General features: G+C 37.7%; 15 protein-coding genes. 13 read left to right on the top strand and 2 right to left on the bottom strand.

The window, feature by feature from the left end:
* The first annotated feature begins 1 nt into the window (after position 1).
* From recN to O3793_RS01285, 12 genes are all read left to right on the top strand, one after another.
* Positions 2-1723, top strand: coding sequence for a DNA repair protein RecN (gene recN / locus O3793_RS01340; RefSeq protein ID WP_371445022.1), 1722 nt, complete (start codon positions 2-4; stop codon positions 1721-1723).
* Complete coding sequence (locus O3793_RS01335; protein ID WP_371445020.1) at positions 1720-2448, top strand: glycerophosphodiester phosphodiesterase; 729 nt, start codon at positions 1720-1722, stop codon at positions 2446-2448. Before recN ends, O3793_RS01335 begins: the two co-directional genes overlap by 4 nt.
* Positions 2438-3379 carry a tRNA (adenosine(37)-N6)-dimethylallyltransferase MiaA gene (gene miaA, locus O3793_RS01330; RefSeq protein WP_371445018.1) on the top strand — a complete coding sequence of 314 codons (942 nt, stop codon included), beginning with the start codon at positions 2438-2440 and terminating at the stop codon, positions 3377-3379. The genes O3793_RS01335 and miaA overlap by 11 nt, the downstream gene beginning before the upstream one ends.
* Before the next feature lies 1 nt (position 3380).
* Positions 3381-4583 (top strand): GTPase HflX, encoded by a 1203-nt coding sequence (gene hflX, locus O3793_RS01325; RefSeq protein WP_048713784.1) that lies wholly within the window; start codon positions 3381-3383, stop codon positions 4581-4583.
* Positions 4584-4697: 114 nt separating this feature from the next.
* Complete coding sequence (rnc, locus tag O3793_RS01320) at positions 4698-5408, top strand: ribonuclease III (protein WP_371445016.1); 711 nt, start codon at positions 4698-4700, stop codon at positions 5406-5408.
* A 17-nt stretch (positions 5409-5425) separates the two neighbouring features.
* Positions 5426-8995, top strand: coding sequence for a chromosome segregation protein SMC (gene smc, locus O3793_RS01315; RefSeq protein ID WP_371445014.1), 3570 nt, complete (start codon positions 5426-5428; stop codon positions 8993-8995).
* Positions 8996-9125: 130 nt separating this feature from the next.
* Entirely contained in the window at positions 9126-9947 is an 822-nt protein-coding gene (locus tag O3793_RS01310) for a Cof-type HAD-IIB family hydrolase (protein WP_371445012.1), read from the top strand.
* Positions 9948-9961: 14 nt separating this feature from the next.
* Positions 9962-10966 carry a signal recognition particle-docking protein FtsY gene (ftsY, locus tag O3793_RS01305; RefSeq protein WP_371445010.1) on the top strand — a complete coding sequence of 335 codons (1005 nt, stop codon included), beginning with the start codon at positions 9962-9964 and terminating at the stop codon, positions 10964-10966.
* A 35-nt stretch (positions 10967-11001) separates the two neighbouring features.
* Entirely contained in the window at positions 11002-11718 is a 717-nt protein-coding gene (locus tag O3793_RS01300; RefSeq protein WP_371445009.1) for a Bax inhibitor-1 family protein, read from the top strand.
* Positions 11719-11868: 150 nt separating this feature from the next.
* Complete coding sequence (gene guaC / locus O3793_RS01295; protein WP_048710500.1) at positions 11869-12855, top strand: GMP reductase; 987 nt, start codon at positions 11869-11871, stop codon at positions 12853-12855.
* 114 nt (positions 12856-12969) lie between these two features.
* The gene (locus O3793_RS01290; protein ID WP_371445006.1) at positions 12970-13569 is read left to right on the top strand and encodes a hypothetical protein; all 600 of its coding nucleotides are present in this window, start codon (positions 12970-12972) and stop codon (positions 13567-13569) included.
* A gap of 90 nt (positions 13570-13659) precedes the next feature.
* Positions 13660-15168, top strand: a complete 1509-nt coding sequence (locus O3793_RS01285) for a serine hydrolase (protein WP_371445005.1) — start codon at positions 13660-13662, stop codon at positions 15166-15168.
* A gap of 46 nt (positions 15169-15214) precedes the next feature.
* On the opposite strand, the gene O3793_RS01280 is transcribed toward O3793_RS01285, so the two are convergent.
* On the bottom strand, positions 15215-15841 hold the full coding sequence (locus tag O3793_RS01280; protein ID WP_217950528.1) for a TVP38/TMEM64 family protein: 627 nt from the start codon (positions 15839-15841) through the stop codon (positions 15215-15217).
* 11 nt (positions 15842-15852) lie between these two features.
* Positions 15853-16887 (bottom strand): glycosyltransferase family 4 protein, encoded by a 1035-nt coding sequence (locus O3793_RS01275; RefSeq protein WP_371445003.1) that lies wholly within the window; start codon positions 16885-16887, stop codon positions 15853-15855.
* Positions 16888-17037: 150 nt separating this feature from the next.
* On the opposite strand from O3793_RS01275, the gene O3793_RS01270 reads away from it, so the two are divergent.
* Positions 17038-17364, top strand: a complete 327-nt coding sequence (locus tag O3793_RS01270; RefSeq protein WP_371445002.1) for a hypothetical protein — start codon at positions 17038-17040, stop codon at positions 17362-17364.
* Positions 17365-17393 lie beyond the last annotated feature (29 nt).

The following is a 17393-nucleotide window of genomic DNA, read 5'->3' as shown; positions in this document are numbered from 1 at the left end:
GGTGACGAACTTGATTCAAGAGATTTACATTAAAAATTTTGCCATTATCGAAGAAGTTCAGTGTACGTTTGAAAAAGGGATGACTGTATTAACCGGGGAAACGGGCGCTGGTAAATCGATTATTATTGATGCGGTGGGACTATTAATTGGTGAACGTGCATCGCTCGAAATGATTCGTTATGGTGAAGAAAAGTCCTTGATTCAAGGGGTATTCCGAATTGAGGATCCTTCCGTTGTTGAAAAGCTGCAAGAATTCGGTGTTGAAGTCGTTGAAGATGAATTAATGATTCAACGTGAATTATTGCAAAATGGAAAATCAAACTGCCGTATTAATGGACAGTTAGCAACTGTTGCGCTCCTCAAACAAATCGGCCCTTATTTAATCGATATTCATGGCCAAAATGAGCACTTCTTATTATTAAATGAAGAGAAACACTTAGGGCTATTAGATGAGTTCGCACACCATCAAATGGGAGATTTAATAGCTGAATATGACGAGGCATACGCCAAAGTGGTTGCTGCAAAACAAGAACTCAGAGCGCTTCAAACAGCAGAAAAAGAAGATGCACAACGCGTAGATATGTTGAAATTTCAATTGCAAGAAATCGAAGAAGCCAATATTTATGTGGGTGAGGAAGAACAATTAAGTGAAGAAAAAGAATACTTCACGCACTTCCAAAAAATCCAAACGGCACTTCAAACAGCTCTTGCTGCTCTTGAAGGGGAAGAATATTCAAGCGTCGATGCCATCGGAGAAGCGACACGTGAAGTGGAAAGCCTAGAGTCAATTTCAACAAGCTTCAAGACACTTTCTACGCAAATGAGCGAGGCTTACTATCAATTACAAGACGCTGCGAGTGCGATTCGTCATGAAATCGAAAATGCTGAATTTGATGAAGAACGCCTTGCCTTTATTGAAGAACGTCTTGATGTTTACTATCAATTGAAACGTAAATATGGGGATGATGCAGAAGAGATTCTAGCCTTCCAAGATAAAGCAAGAGATGCTTTGAATAAGATTGAAAATAAAGAAGCATTGATTGCTGAAACAGAAAAAGTGTTGAAGCAGGCCACTCTTGAAGCCTTCGCGATTGCGGAGAATATTTCAAGTATTCGTCGTGAAGTGGCTAAACGTTTAGAAGCAGATATTGTGAGTGAATTGCATGGACTCTATATGGAGAATGCGCAATTTGCCATCCAATTTAAGACTTCGGAAGCCTTACTCGAAACAGGGATTGACCTTGTTGAGTTTTATATTTCAACGAATAAAGGGGAACCATTGAAGCCTCTAAGCAAGATTGTTTCTGGTGGGGAGTTGTCGCGTATTACATTAGCGATGAAGTCCATCTTCACGAAAGAACAAATCGTTGGAACGATTATCTTTGACGAAGTGGATACAGGAGTTAGCGGACGTGTGGCGCAGGCGATTGCTTCAAAAATGCACTACATTTCTGAATATGCTCAAGTGTTGAGTATTACGCATTTACCACAAGTGGCCAGTATGGCGGATACGCATATTCATATTGAAAAAGTAGAAGAAGGCGAACGTACGCATACGATTCTTAAAGTGATGGACGAAGAAGAACGTATAGAAGAAATCGCACGCATGCTTTCAGGTACAACGATTACCGCACTAACACTTGAAAATGCAAAAGAACTATTACAAATTTCAAACGCAATTAAACAAGAAAATGATACACGAGCAGAAGGTGAACGCAAATGACAAAAATCTTTGCACATAGAGGGAGTAAAGGGACACATCCAGAAAACACACTCGCATCGTTCAAAGAAGCAGTGCGTGTGGGTAGTGACGGCATTGAACTCGATGTCCACCTAACAAAGGATGGACATTTAGTTGTTATTCATGATGAAACGGTCGACCGTACAACTAATGGAACTGGAGAAATCAGAAACTTAACACTAGCAGAAATCAAAGAGCTAGATGCAGGAAGTTGGGTTAATGCGACATTTGCTGGTGAGAAGATTCCAACTCTTGAAGAAGTACTCCTATTGCTGAAAGGGTTAGGTTTCAATGGTCAATTAAATATTGAGTTAAAAACAGATGTTATTCAATATGAAGGTCTCGTTGAGAAATGTCTAGCATTGCAAAGTACTAAGGATTGGCCATTTGCCATTGTCTATTCAAGTTTTAATCCTTATACACTAGTTGAACTGAAACAAGCAAATCCTTCTCAAGAAATTGGGCTTCTCTTTGAATCTAAGGAGTGGGCAAATAAAGGGGATGCCATGCTTGAAAAAGAATCGTATCATCCTGATTTGAAGTTGCTCGATTGGACGCTTGAATGGAATACGAATCGGTTGCCTTTACGTGTTTGGACCGTGAATGAAGAAAAAGACATTAACCGTTGCTTTGAACTACAGATTGAAGCTATTTTTACGGACTATCCGGAAAAGGCGTTACAATTAAAGGAGAACTATGAGCGATAAGCTACCAAAAATTATTATTATCGTGGGACCAACTGCGGTAGGAAAAACAGCTCTCAGTATTGAACTTGCAAAACACTTCAACGGCGAAATCATAAATGGAGATTCGCTTCAAGTGTATAAGGGGCTTGATATTGGAACTGCAAAAGTTACTAAGGAAGAAAAAGAAGGCGTTTGTCATCACTTACTAGACATTTGTGAGTGGGATAAACCTTTTACTGCAAGTGACTTTAAAGAAAAGGCCGAAGCAGCAATTACAGAGATTACGAGTCGTGGGAAGCTTCCGATTATCGTAGGTGGAACAGGACTCTATATCGAAGGTCTATTATATGGATTTCATTATAGCGGTGAGGGCTCGAATGATCCGGCCTTTCGTTTATTAAAAGAAAAAGAACTGGAAGAAAAAGGTTCAGAAGTGCTTTGGAATGAATTAAATGCCGTAGATCCAGAAGCCGCTGCAAAGATTTCGGTCAATAATCCTAGACGCGTGATTCGTGCGCTAGAAGTGATTCATGCGACAGGTAAGAAGTTTTCAAGCCTAGAAATTCAAAAGACGCCGCACTATGATGCGTTTATTATTGGATTAAATACAGATAGAGCACTTCTATATGAGCGGATCAATTTGCGTGTAGAATTGATGAGTGAGGCAGGTCTTGAAGAAGAAGCTAGGGAGTTATATGAAAAATCAAAAGGCCTAGATATCCAATCGATTAGTGGAATTGGATATAAGGAATGGATTCCGTATTTTGAAGGAGAACAGTCGCGTGAGGCGATTATTGCAAACATTCAACAAAACTCAAGACGATACGCCAAACGACAATTAACGTGGTTTAGAAATCGACTGCCGCAAATTTGTTGGGTGAATTTATTAGAGAATCCAAAAGATAAAGAAGAACTATTAGAAGAACTATCAGCTTTTGTAGAGGAGGGATAGAATGGAACAAAGAGAACGCGTATTAATCGTAAGCGTACAAACGATGCAAACCGATGAAGATTTCGCATATGCTAACCAAGAGCTGGCGCAATTAGTCGATACAGCGATGGGGGAAGTGGTGGCGACCGTTACTCAAAAACGTGAGTCGATTAGTGGACGTACCCTTGTCGGGAAAGGGAAAGTTGAAGAAATCAGCCATCTTGTCGACGAACTAGAAGTGGACCTTGTTGTATTTTATCAATCGCTCACAGGCTCGATGGTGAAAAATCTTAATGAATCGATTAGCTGTCGTATCATTGACCGTGTGCAATTGATTTTAGATATTTTTGCAATGCGTGCTCGCTCTAAAGAAGGGAAACTTCAAGTTCAGCTCGCGCAATTAAACTACTTACTGCCACGTCTTTCGGGTCAACGTGAAGGCTTGTCTCGTCAAGGTGGGGGAATTGGTACTCGTGGTCCAGGGGAAACTCGCTTGGAAACTGATAGACGTTATATTCGTAAGCAAATCCAAGATATCGAAGAACAGCTAGAACAGATCAAAAAACACCGTGAACGTTCACGCGAGAAGAGAAAGAGTTCTAATGGATTCCAACTGGGATTAATCGGGTATACGAATGCTGGAAAGTCTACGATTTTAAATCAATTAACACATGCGGGTACTTATCAAATGGACCAATTGTTTGCGACACTGGATCCGTTAACTAGACAGGTAGACTTGTTCCCGAATTTTGAAGTGACTTTAACAGATACTGTAGGTTTTATCCAAGAGTTACCAACAACATTGATTCATGCGTTTGAATCAACTCTCGAAGAAAGTGCCGATGTCGATTTATTAGTTCATGTGGTGGATGCGTCAAACGTGCAGTTCTCCCTACATGAAAAGACGGTTATCGATTTAGTAAACGACTTGGAAATGCAAGAAATTCCAATGGTGACAGTCTATAATAAGACAGACTTAATCGAAGGCGAATTCCAGCCTAACCTTTATCCATCGATTCAAATTTCTGCAGTAAATGAAGCAGATGTGGAACGATTAAAGGCTTTCTTGAAAGAACAAGTAAAAGCGCAAATGACATACTATGAAGAGTGGTTAGACGTGACGCAGACAAAAGAGTTGAATCAGTTGCAACAGCGTACTCTCGTCGAGTCATTAAACTATGACGAAGAGAAAAATCAATATTGCGTAAAAGGATATCGTAAATAATATTTTAAAACGGCTTGAAACTCTGAATTCAAGCCGTTTTTTGTGGCGTAAATTTGTAATCTAACCCCAAAACGCGTATAATATTGAAGATAAGGAATTTTTCAGGAGGCCATCATGAAAGAGATAAAAGCACTCTCAGCAATTTTAAAAGAGAAGTTCGATATTTCGTTTAATAACGAGGCATTGCTCGTAGAAGCGATGACTCACTCTTCGTATGCCAATGAGCATAAAGAAATGAAGGGAATCTATAACGAGCGCATCGAGTTTCTTGGAGATGCGGTTTTAGAACTGAATATTTCAGATTGGCTTTTTAGACAATTTCCTCATTTTAAAGAAGGACAATTAACAAAACTTAGAGCTCAAATCGTTTGCGAAGATAGCTTATCGATGCTTGCAAAGGAATGTTCACTGAACGAGTATTTATTACTAGGTAAGGGAGAAACACTTAGCGGTGGCCGTGAAAAGCCAGCTGTTTTATGTGACGTGTTCGAGGCGTTTATCGGTGCTCTTTATCTTGATAAAGGGATGGAAGAAGTGCAACGCTTCTTAGACCAAGTAATTGTTCCTAAAATTAAAAATGGACGTTATGAACTGATTACTGATTTCAAAACAGAGTTACAAGAGTATTTGCAACAAAATGGGACAGTTCATATTCGTTATGAATTGATTAAAGAAGAAGGACCTTCGCATGATAAAGTATTTACCGTTCAATTAACTGTGGATGGGAAGAAATACAAAACTGCGAGTGGTAAAACGAAGAAGGCAGCCGAGCAAATGGCCGCAAAATTGACTATGGAAGAACTAACACAGAGTTCACTTTCATAGAAAGAAAGGATTAAAGCATGCAATTAGAGAAAATTGAAATGTCGGGATTTAAATCATTTGCCGATAAGACAACAATTGAATTCGATAAAGGCGTGACTGCGGTTGTGGGACCTAATGGTAGTGGAAAGTCTAATCTTTCTGAAGCGATTAAGTGGGTTCTTGGGGAACAATCGGCTAAGAGTTTACGTGGGAAACGGATGGATGATGTTATTTTCGCAGGTTCTCAAACAAGAAAGCCAGTGAATATCGCCGAAGTGAATCTGTATATCAACAACGAAGACAAAGTGTTGGCAACGGATCAAACACAAGTCGTGTTAACGCGTCGTTTGAATCGTAATGGGGCAAGTGATTTCTTAATTAACAAGAAACCAGTTCGTTTGAAAGACATTACTGACTTAATGATGGACTCAGGGTTAGGGAAAGACTCATTTGCTTTGATTTCGCAAGGGAAAGTAGAGCAAATCTTTAACGAAAAACCTGAAGAACGTCGAATGATTATCGAAGAAGCGGCTGGAGTATTAAAATACAAAGACCGTAAGAATCAAGCACAACGCAAATTGAATCAAACACAAGATCACTTGAATCGTGTGGAAGATATTCTCCATGAGATTGAAGGGCAATTAGCACCACTGAAAGAACAACGCGAAAAGGCGATTGCGTACGTTTCTAAGAAAGAACAGTTAGAAGATGTCGAAACAGCCCTTTTAGCAGTTGAAATCGAAACGTTGAATGCTCAGTGGAAAGTAGCACTTCAAGAAGTAGAACAATTACAAGAGCAATTAGCGCAAACGGAAGCAACATTAGAAAGCCTTCAAGTAGACATTGAGGAAAACCAAATCAAACTTGAAGCTCGTAATGAAGAACTCGATGCAAAGCAAGAAGAATACGTGGAATTAATCCAAAAAGTTGAACAATTGGATGGTCAACGGAAAGTCTTCGAGCAACGTCGTCAATTCGCTGAACGAAGTGATGAAGAAAATCAAGAAGCACTGGCTGCGGCTCTTCGTGAGTTAGAAGAAGTAGAAGAAAAATTAGTAGTTCTTGAAAAGAATCAAGTCGAGCGTAAGGTTGAATTAAAGAACGTAGAAGAGGCTTGGAGCCAATTAGTAGAAGAGTTAGACCAATTAAGTCAAAGTAACGAGGAAAGCGTTAAAGAGCTTCAAAATCGTTATATTGAGCAATTACAAGAAATCTCACGTTTACTCAACCAAGAAAAAAACCTTGAGAAGTCAATGGAAGTAAACCAAAACACTCAAGAGAAAATGACAGAGCGTTTTGATTCTTTTGATGAAGAACATCGTGCTTTAGAAGAAAAAGCAAATCATTTTGTTGAGAAAATTGAAGAACTCACTAAAGAAGAAGCTGCTTCTGAAAAACGACTTTCGCAGCTAAGAGAAAAATTAGCAAAAGTGAATGAGAAACATGCAACTCTTTCTAGCGAAGGGATGGAAAAAGAACGCCACCTTCAACAATTACAAGCAACGGTTCGAAGCTTAAAACAAGTTTCTGAAGACTACGCTGGTTACTATCAAGGGGTTCGTGAAGTTCTTAAACACAAAACGGATTTACCGGGTGTTGTCAATTCTGTAGCGGAACTGATCCGTGTAGATGAACAATTAACAACAGCTATTGATATCGCGCTAGGAGCGACGAGCCAGCATATTGTAGTAACGGATGAAAAGGCTGCTGCCAAAGCGATTACGTACTTGAAGACGAATCGTCTAGGACGTGCAACGTTCTTACCATTATCAATTATTAAAGAAAAACAAGTACCAGATACAGTTCTGAACCAAGCGAAAAAAGTCGACGGATTTATTGGTATTGCAAGCGAACTTGTTTCATCAGATAAAAAATATGTTTCTATTATCAAAAATTTACTTGGAACAACTCTTGTAACGACAAACTTACAAGTAGCACAACTATTAGCGAAACAACTCGGTTATCGCTATCGTATTGTGTCACTTGAAGGGGATGTCGTAAACGCGGGAGGTTCGATGACAGGGGGAGCTTCTAAGAACTCTGGTCAACAGTCACTCGTTCGTCGTAACAGTCAACTAGAAACAGTGACAAAGCAATTTGAAGAAGCAAAGGCTGAATACGAAAAATTATCAGCACAGTTCCAAAAAGTGACAGCTGAAAAGAACAAGTTAGAAGAAGAGTATCGCGAATTAAATGCGAGTCATACTCAATTGGAACAAACTCTCAACCAATTAGAATTCCAATCAAGATTTGCACTTGAAGAAGTTCAAAAGCACGAACGTATTCAACAAGCAAACCAATTTGAAATGGATGAACTCATTGAAGCATATGAGCAATTGGAAGAGCAATATGTTGAAAACCATGAGAAATTGGTGGCTCTTCAAAAAGCAAATGCATCCTTGAAGAAAGAATTGGATTACCTTCAATTATCGAATGAAGATAAGACTCAACAAATTCAAGAAAAACAAAAAGAATTGCAAGAACTTGGTACGAATCGTGCTCGTGTTCAAGAGCAATTTAACCAAGAAAAGCGTGAAATTCATCAAACGAAACTTCAAAAAACTCGCTTAGAAGATCAAATTGAATTATTACATTCTAAGAAATCGGAGCAGTCTCGTAATCAAGAGGAAGACGAAGCAATTTATGCGAAGATTCAAGAAGAGTTTGATACGTTAAAAGGTCAAGTGGATGAATTAGATGCACTGATTAAGGAATTACGTGATGAGCGTGCTGCCCTTGAAATTCATGTAAAACAGTCAGAAGCTGCTAGAACTCAAGCGCAACATCAATTACAAGACCAGTTGAAAAATCAAACACGATTAGAAACGAAAGCAAATCGTTTTGAAATCTCGATTGACCAAAAATTAACGTACTTGAGTGAAGAATACGAATTGACGTTTGAAGCAGCAATTGCTAAAACAACACTAGACATGTCGATTGAAGAAGCATCGAAACTCGTTCGTAGCTTAAAACAACAAATCGAACAAATGGGTGCGGTAAACTTGTTAGCGATTGAAGAGTTTGAGGCGGTACAGGAACGATTTACCTTCTTAACAGCGCAACAACAGGATTTACTAGAAGCCAAACAAACGCTAGAAGAAACGATTACGGAAATGGACGAAGAAGTAACTACACGCTTCAAGACAACCTTTGATGCCGTAAGTACTCAGTTTGAGCGCACATTCCCACGCTTATTTGGTGGTGGACGTGCAACGCTTGAGTTAACGGATCCGGATAACTTACTTGAGACAGGGATTGAGATTATCGCTCAACCACCTGGTAAGAAGCTTCAATCACTCAGTCTACTTTCTGGTGGGGAACGTGCCTTTACTGCGATTGCATTACTATTTGCAATCTTAGAAGTGAAGCCAGTTCCGTTCTGCTTACTCGATGAGGTTGAAGCAGCACTGGATGAGGCAAACGTAGCGCGTTATGGTCGTTACCTAAAAGAATTTACAAACCGTACGCAATTCATCGTAATTACGCACCGCCGTGGTACGATGGAAGAAGCCGATGTATTGTATGGAGTAACGATGCAAGAATCTGGGGTCTCAAAACTTGCTTCAGTTAAGTTTGAAGACTTCGATGAATTAGAAGAAGCAAAATAGAAAATAAGAGGTGGCAAATGCGTGCTGCCTCTTATTTTTCAATACGAAATGATGTGTTTTGTGGTATAATATACTAGATATGTACAATGAGCGTATAATGAAAGCAGAAATGCTTAAAGGAGTTTTATAGTTGATTAAACTAATTGCACTAGATTTAGATGGAACATTATTAACTGGTGAAAAGAAAATAACAGAAGAAAATAAAAAAGCCATTAAATTGGCCAAAGAAAATGGAATTAAAGTGGTTCTTTGTACTGGTCGACCAATTGTAAGTATTGTTCACTTACTGGAAGAATTAGACCTAATGGGGGACGATGATTACGCGATTAACTTCAATGGTGGTTTAATTCAAAAAACAAAACATGGAGAAATCGTCTATGAAACAGGACATACTGTTGAGGATATGAAGTATTGCCATGAAGAAGTGACAAAAGTTGGTCTTCCATTAGTGATGATTGATACGGTGAGAGCTTACGAGCCAACGCCTCCAGCAGGACGTCCGTCAATTTATAACACATTACCACACCCAATTACATTTGAACAAAAGAATCCAGAAGATTTTGAAGAAGGACATATCTTTAATAAAGCTGTTCTTTGTATCGAACAAGATATTTTAGATGAAGGAATTGCAAAATTACCTAAAGAATTCTTCGAACGCTTCAACTGTATGAAATCAAGAACATTCTTATTAGAAGTCGTTCCTAAACATGTCTCAAAAGGAAACGGTCTTCGTATGCTTGGAGAAATTCTTGGTATTTCGTTGGATGAAATGGCTGCATGTGGTGATGAGGAAAATGACTTGCCGATGTTAACGGTTGTTGGTTATCCTGTAGCCATGGGCAATGGCTCAAAAGAAGTCAAAGAAGTGGCAAAATATGTGACAGCGACAAATGAAGAATCTGGTGTTGCGCAGGCCATTTATCATATTTTAGAAATGAATAAACAAGCGTAAAGTGAGGGGAAAACATGGGATTATTTGATCGAATTAAACGTGCCTTTACCGGTGAAGATGAAGTCATTAAACACGAGGAGACGAAAGAGTCGATTGTCATTGAGAAATATGAGAAAGGGATGGAGAAAACGCGTCGTAGTTTCTCAGATCGTTTAAACGAATTTCTTGCTGATTTTAGAGAAATCGACGAAGACTTCTTTGAAGATTTAGAAGAAACCTTTATTTCTTCAGACGTAGGTTTCGAGATGACATTAGCGATTACGGATGCCTTACGTGATGAAGTTCGTCTGCAAAATGCAACGACTTCTGGCCAAGTAAAAGAAGTCATCATAGAGAAGATGGTCGATATTTACGAAAAAGGGGAAGACAACTTATCTGCGCTGAAGAAAGCAGAAGGTCGTCCAACTGTATTAATGTTTGTCGGTGTGAATGGGGTTGGTAAAACAACCACAATCGGTAAAATAGCTTGGAGATTAAAACAAGAAGGCAATAAAGTATTACTAGCTGCAGGAGATACGTTCCGTGCCGGTGCCATCCAACAATTAGAAGTATGGGGCGAACGTGTAGGTGTTCCTGTAGTATCCGGTCGTGAAGGTGGGGATCCATCATCAGTTGTATTTGATGCGATTAAGAAAGCAAAAGAAGAGAACTTCGATTATTTGTTAATCGATACAGCGGGTCGTCTTCAAAATAAAGTGAACTTGATGAAAGAGTTAGAGAAGATGAATCGTATTATCTCTCGTGAAATCGAAACAGGTGCTGATGAAACATTATTAGTGTTAGATGCAACGACTGGTCAAAACGCTCTTGTTCAAGCGAAACAATTCGGTGAGACGATTAACATTACTGGTTTGATTTTAACGAAATTAGACGGGACTGCAAAAGGAGGAGTGATTCTCTCAATTCGTCACGAATTAAACATTCCGGTGAAATTTATCGGATTAGGGGAGCAAATGGATGACTTACAACCATTTGAACCAGAACAATTTATTTACGGTTTAGTAAAAGATATGCTATAATATATCTATAATAAAATTTGAAATGAGGCGAAAAAATGGAAAATAATCATTATAGTGTTGAATCCAGTATTGCTGGAAGAAATCAATTTTTTATGAAAGTGTATGCTTGGATGTTTGGAGGACTAGCAATTTCTGCTTTAGTTGCTTACCTATTCAGTACAGTTCCAGCGCTTTATAGTGCATTCTTCAATTTCATGGTAACGACTAAGGGATACGGAATGTGGGTTATCTTTATTGCGCAATTAATACTTGTATTTGTAATGCGTCCAAATTATGAAGAACTTGGTAGACCAATTCGTTATATTGTTTCATATTGTTTATATGCAGCATTAACAGGATTTACATTCTTCATAGTAACACAAGTTTATGAGTTAGGAAGTATCGTACAAGCGTTTATTTCTACTTGTGCGTTATTCGCAGGTTTATCAATCGTTGGATTTACAACGAAGAAAGACTTAACAAGTTTTGGTCGTCAAGCAATGGGAGCTTTATTAGGGTTAATCATTGCTAGCGTAATTAACTTGGTCTTCTTCCATAGTTCATTAGTTGAATTAATCATGTCTGGTATCTCATTGGTCATTTTTACCGTGTTAACAATGTATGATACTCAAAAACTAAAAAATATGTACAACTACTACGAAGGACAATCAGCATTAGAAGGAATTGCGATTCTAGGTGCGTTAGAATTATACCTAGACTTCATCAATATCTTCTTAGATATCTTACGTTTATTCGGAAGCAGAAAAGACTAATCAATACTTTTATAGCCTAGGTTCGCCTAGGCTTTTTTGTTTGCCTTCATTCAAGAAGTTTTTGAAAGATTCTGAAAAGAATTTAATGCATTTTCACGTGAATTCATGTATACTACATAAGTACGCATTAACGAATTAGGAGGATGTTAAATGTTTGAATTAAATGCATTCGATTATGAGGATATTCAATTAATCCCAAATAAATGTATTGTAAATAGTCGTTCGGAGTGTGATACTACGGTTAAATTAGGGAAACACACTTTTAAATTACCAGTGGTTCCTGCTAACATGCAAACCGTTATTGATGAATCTGTTGCTGAATTTTTAGCAGAAAACGGATATTTTTATATTATGCACCGCTTTGATGAAGCAAGCCGTTTACCATTTGTTAAACGAATGAAAGAACGTGGATTAATCTCATCAATTAGTGTAGGTGTAAAACCTCAAGAATATGATTTTATTGTAGAATTAAAAGAAAATGGACTTGTTCCTGATTACATTACAATTGATATTGCGCATGGTCATTCAAATTCAGTTATTGACATGATTAAGCACATTAAAAAACATTTACCGGAAGCATTTGTTATTGCTGGTAACGTAGGTACTCCAGAAGCCGTTCGTGAATTAGAAAATGCTGGGGCTGATGCTACTAAAGTAGGGATTGGACCTGGTAAAGTATGTATTACGAAAATTAAAACAGGTTTTGGTACTGGTGGATGGCAACTTGCTGCACTACGTTGGTGCTCAAAAGCTGCACGTAAACCATTGATTGCGGATGGTGGAATCCGTACTCACGGAGACATTGCTAAATCCATTCGTTTTGGTGCGACTATGGTCATGATTGGATCATTATTTGCAGGTCACGAAGAATCACCAGGTAAAACTGTAGAAGTGAATGGAATGCTTTATAAAGAGTACTTCGGTAGTGCATCTGAATTCCAAAAAGGTGAACGTAAGAACGTTGAAGGTAAGAAAATCGTTGTTCCTTATAAAGGTTCTTTAGAAGATACTCTTATCGAAATGCAACAAGACTTACAATCATCAATCTCATATGCAGGTGGTAAAGATATTGAAGCTATCCGCAAAGTAGATTATGTCATCGTTAAAAACTCAATTTTTAACGGAGATTCAATTTAGAATTATTAACGAGCAGAAGGAGAAATCTTTCTGCTTTTTTGTTTTTCGTATTTATTCTTCGGAATATGTTTGATATACTATGGAAAAGAACTCAGTCAAAGTGAGGCGCGATCTATGTGGTTATTTAATCGAAAAAATAAACGTAAAGATGACTTTGAAATGGAAGAAACGTTTTATAGTGAATCTGTGGAAGTGGATAGTGATTCTGATGACGAAGCTTATCATCAAATTGCCGATATCATTACTGGTCATAGTGAACGTATCAGACAACTTTTAGAGAGTTATTTTGATAATCCTGATTTATTGATTGAAGAACTACGAGAAGATGATGTGGACTGGAATGATGAGTTCGCTGACCTATTGGAACAAGCGCAAGACGACTATTGGTTACTAATGCTATTAACACTTGAAAAAGAATCCTATGCAACTCAAATTTATTGGAGAGATAATGCTAGTACTTTAGCCAGTAAGCTTCCCAAATTAAAGTTGTTAAAAGGAATCGCACAGCAAGAATTGCAGACTTGCTCTGTAGAGTGTTCTGTATCAGAGTATTTAGAGTGTGTTTCTGCAAAATTACAACAAGCGGGAATCGCATTAGGTACGATTGATTTGGATGATGAGAATGTTTTAATTTTTTCGATATTAGAAAGAAGAGTAGAACGTCTCAACAATTTAATGAATAATGTTGAAAAAAGTTGGAAGCAAATTTCGTAAAGATTACAAAAATGTTACGAATTTGCTTCTTTCTATTTGAAATCTTAAGAATTTCTTTGTAAAATAAATTGAATTACAAGGGGGATAGGAATGGAAAAACGTAAATTTAAGTTTCTTTTGGGATTAATGACATGTGCATTCGCACTTTCTGCTTTAGCGCCAATTGCTGCTGAAGAAACAACACAAGAACCGGGAGAAGGCACTACTGTTGTTGAACAAACAGAGGCTCCAGAAACAACTGTAGCAACAGAGACAACAGAGCAAACAACGACAACAACAACGTCGAAAGACCTTCCGATTGAAGAAGATATTTTCGAGATTACAGCTCGTTATGGGTATGATGTTAGTGAATACTACAAACCTGAAGGGGCTATTTTAGTCGATGCTGAGACTGGTCAAATTCTTTATGGTGATAATATTGATAAACCATGGGATCCAGCGAGTACAACTAAATTAATGACAGCGTATCTTGTGTATGATGCGATTAAAGCAGGCAAGCTCACATTAGATACCAAAATTACGGCAACAGAAGAAGATAGAGCGATTTCTACTATCGATGATATTAGTAATAACCAAATCAGAGCAGGGATTGAATATCCAGTGCGCGATTTACTTTATCTGATGATGTATCCTTCCTCAAACGTTGCGACAGTGATGTTATCACACGCGATTAGTAAGTCAAACGAAGAATACATTAAGATGATGAATGATAAAGCGAAAGAATTAGGAATGACAAATTCCAAATTCTATAATCCAAGTGGAGCTGTTGTGTCAGCTTTTCGTGGATTATATGTTGTTGAAGGTGTACCAGATAAGTACAACCAAACAACAGCTCGCGATTTAGCAACATTAGCATATTACTTCTTAAAGAACTATCCAGAATTCTTAGAAATTACAAGAGAACCAGCTGTTACAACAATGGAAGGAACTCCTGTAGAAGAAACGTTCTATACATTGAATCAACTAGCAAGTGGGATGCCTCAAGGATATTTTGATGTAGATGGATTTAAGACAGGTTCATCACCAAATGCAGCTTTAAACCATGTGATTACTGCAAAAGGAAAAGGCCGTCGTCTGATTGAAGTATTAATGGGTGTTGGTAGCTGGAGCGACTATAACACAAGTGTATTTTACCGTGCACAATTCGGGAACGCTCTTTTAGAAAAAGGCTTTACTGAATATCATGAAGAAACAGTTTTAAAAGCTGGGGTTCATGAAATTGATGGTCAAAAGATTAAAGTAGAGAAAGATATCAAAGTTTTAACAAGAGGCGATGAAAAACCAACATATAAACTTGTTGGAGATGAAATCATTGTGGAACATACTTTCCCAACTTTAACAAAAGAGATTAAGTCAAATGTGTTTAAAGTGACAAAAGTGGTTGAAGAAACAACGACAGAAGAAGTTTCATCAACAGAAGGTTCAACGAATGGTGGAATCTTATCATTTGATGAAGATAGTGATCTAGGAACATTTGCGAACTGGTTAAGAAGCCTAAGCAAAAATCCTCTATTATTAGCGGGTATTATTTTAACACTCAGCGTATTTATTAGTGGAATTGTTCTTGCAACTGTTCAAGTCTTTAAAAAGAAAGATTAACATAAAAAATAACCCTTGAGAAAATTTCTCAAGGGTTTGTTTTTGCTTATTGGAAGAATGCCCAGACCCAGTCGATAATAAATCGTAGGCCGATTGTGTAGGCAGCCAGTGTAAATGGTTTAAAGACTAAGATGATAATAATGAATTTCTTATAAGTCATCTTTGTTAAACCAGCGAGCATACATAAGAAGTCATCCGGTGAAACAGGGAAGAACATCATGAATGCAAAGAAGTAGTCGAACCATTGTCCTTTATCTAACCAATTGATATAGCGATTATACGTATGTTCACTAACCATTGATTTTACGAATTGCTGACCGTATTGTCTTGCAAGATAGAAGGCAATGATTGATCCAATCACAATACCGATGTAGTTATAAATGTTTCCAATCCAGTTACCGTAAATATAAACACCAGCGATACTAGTGAGCGCTCCTGGAATGATTGGAACAACGGTTTGTAGAATTTGTAAAAAGATAAAAATTGGTGGGCCCCAAATTCCCGCTTGAAGCATATAGGCTGATAACGTCTCTTGTGACGTGAATAGCCCTTTTTGCCATGCCCAAACGATAAAGACCACTGTCGCAATTGCTCCGAGAATTGAAGCAATGTTCATGACTTTTTGAGCCGTAGGGGAAAGTGGTTTTCCTTGTTTAATTTCTTCTGTAGTCATTATTTCTCCTTTTATGATAACAAGTTTCTTTCTGTTGCAACTTTATCATAAAATTGTTGCCACTGTTCTAGAATACTTTCTTTTGAATAGAATTGTTCGCCGCGTTTTGAACCTTCGCAGGCTTTAGCGTAATAATCGGCGCCTTCTTTTAGTTTTGTTAATTCGTCTTTAAACGTTTGTTGACTGTTTGCTTTTAAGTAGTAGTCGAATAAAATTGGTTTGTACTCTGGTAAATCACGTAAGAGTAGTGGGATGTTTGCGTTCATCGATTCTAAAATCGTCATTGGGAATAACTCCTCGAATGACAATTGAAGCATGACATCACCCATATTAAAGAACTCATTCATACGATCACGCTCCACAAGTCCAAGGAAGTGAACGTTATCTGGAAGATCATCCATGTGTTCCATAATTTCTTTACGACCTTCAGAGATACCTTTAAAAGCGAAGTTACCAGCCCAAACAAATTGGATATCTGGCATTTTAGTTGCTAAGTCGATAAACTCAAGAACGCCTTTACGCATTTGAAGCTGACCAGCAGAGACAACGGTAAATTTGTCTGGATCTAATCCGAATTTCTTACGTAAGTCTGCTTTGGATTGGTCTGTAATTTTATAGAACGTTTCACGAGATACGAAGTTTGGAATGTACGTTACTTTAGAACGATCGACCCCATACTTTTCTAAATCATCAATAAAACGAGGGTTTACAGTTACTAAATAGTCTGCTTGTTTATAAAATGATAAAACATATTTATAGAATAACTCTTTAATTGGTTTTGGAAGAGAAATACTTTTTTCTAATGTTTCTGGTAAAAAGTGAACGGACGCTATTGTCGGTTGCTTTTTATTGTTTAAAAATGATTTGAAAAGAAAATCTGGATTAATAGTGTGGATGTGGTTAATATCAGCAATTTTAAGCTGATTTACAACAACGTTATAGCCCTTTAATCCTTCTGTTACAAGGTTTATTTGTTCCTCTGTCGCAGACATAACTCCTTGACCTTTAACGCTGTCTGCACGAGTTAGCATATTGATTGTAAGCATAGTATCTCCTTATAAGTGTGATTCATAGCTATTTTACCATGAAATCGCGCATTTGGAAAATAGGTTTATAATCTTTGGATAAATTTAATGTTTTTGCCTTCTCGGGTGAATTTTTGTATACTAGACAAGAAGAAAGAAACGAGGTCATTTATGAAAAAAGCGAAAAAGTCAAACCGAAAATCTAAAGATGAAGAAATGACATTAGTGGACTGCTATTATATTCCAACAGTGATTGCAGAACAGTTTCGCTTACTTAGAGAACACTGTGCGCTAGAGGTTGAAAAGGAATTAGCAGCGTTGTTTCCAAAAGTGACAAGAGAATCTAGAGAAGATGTTGGAGAAGTTGTCGTTTCTTATGATGCAGACGGAGTTTTAACGTGTGAAGTCACATTAAGCCCTGTTGAAGTTTCTAAATTAGAAAAGGAAATCTCAGCAGACCGCCTGAAAAAATACATCGAATCAAAAATAATAAATTAAGAATCATAAACTGGGCAATTGTCCAGTTT

The organism is Granulicatella sp. 20925_1_28 (assembly GCF_041433575.1).
Classification (GTDB): domain Bacteria; phylum Bacillota; class Bacilli; order Lactobacillales; family Aerococcaceae; genus Granulicatella.
Note: the sequence above shows the minus strand (reverse complement) of the source record. Positions and strands in the feature narration are given on the sequence as shown.

Bases quoted from the DNA above. Each gene is read 5' to 3' on its own strand.
- O3793_RS01335 (WP_371445020.1), top strand. From the start codon at position 1,720: ATGACAAAAATCTTTGCACATAGAGGGAGTAAAGGGACACATCCAGAA.
- miaA (WP_371445018.1), top strand. From the start codon at position 2,438: ATGAGCGATAAGCTACCAAAAATTATTATTATCGTGGGACCAACTGCG.
- hflX (WP_048713784.1), top strand. From the start codon at position 3,381: ATGGAACAAAGAGAACGCGTATTAATCGTAAGCGTACAAACGATGCAA.
- rnc (WP_371445016.1), top strand. From the start codon at position 4,698: ATGAAAGAGATAAAAGCACTCTCAGCAATTTTAAAAGAGAAGTTCGAT.
- smc (WP_371445014.1), top strand. From the start codon at position 5,426: ATGCAATTAGAGAAAATTGAAATGTCGGGATTTAAATCATTTGCCGAT.
- ftsY (WP_371445010.1), top strand. From the start codon at position 9,962: ATGGGATTATTTGATCGAATTAAACGTGCCTTTACCGGTGAAGATGAA.
- O3793_RS01300 (WP_371445009.1), top strand. From the start codon at position 11,002: ATGGAAAATAATCATTATAGTGTTGAATCCAGTATTGCTGGAAGAAAT.
- guaC (WP_048710500.1), top strand. From the start codon at position 11,869: ATGTTTGAATTAAATGCATTCGATTATGAGGATATTCAATTAATCCCA.
- O3793_RS01290 (WP_371445006.1), top strand. From the start codon at position 12,970: ATGTGGTTATTTAATCGAAAAAATAAACGTAAAGATGACTTTGAAATG.
- O3793_RS01285 (WP_371445005.1), top strand. From the start codon at position 13,660: ATGGAAAAACGTAAATTTAAGTTTCTTTTGGGATTAATGACATGTGCA.
- O3793_RS01280 (WP_217950528.1), bottom strand. From the start codon at position 15,841: ATGACTACAGAAGAAATTAAACAAGGAAAACCACTTTCCCCTACGGCT.
- O3793_RS01275 (WP_371445003.1), bottom strand. From the start codon at position 16,887: ATGCTTACAATCAATATGCTAACTCGTGCAGACAGCGTTAAAGGTCAA.
- O3793_RS01270 (WP_371445002.1), top strand. From the start codon at position 17,038: ATGAAAAAAGCGAAAAAGTCAAACCGAAAATCTAAAGATGAAGAAATG.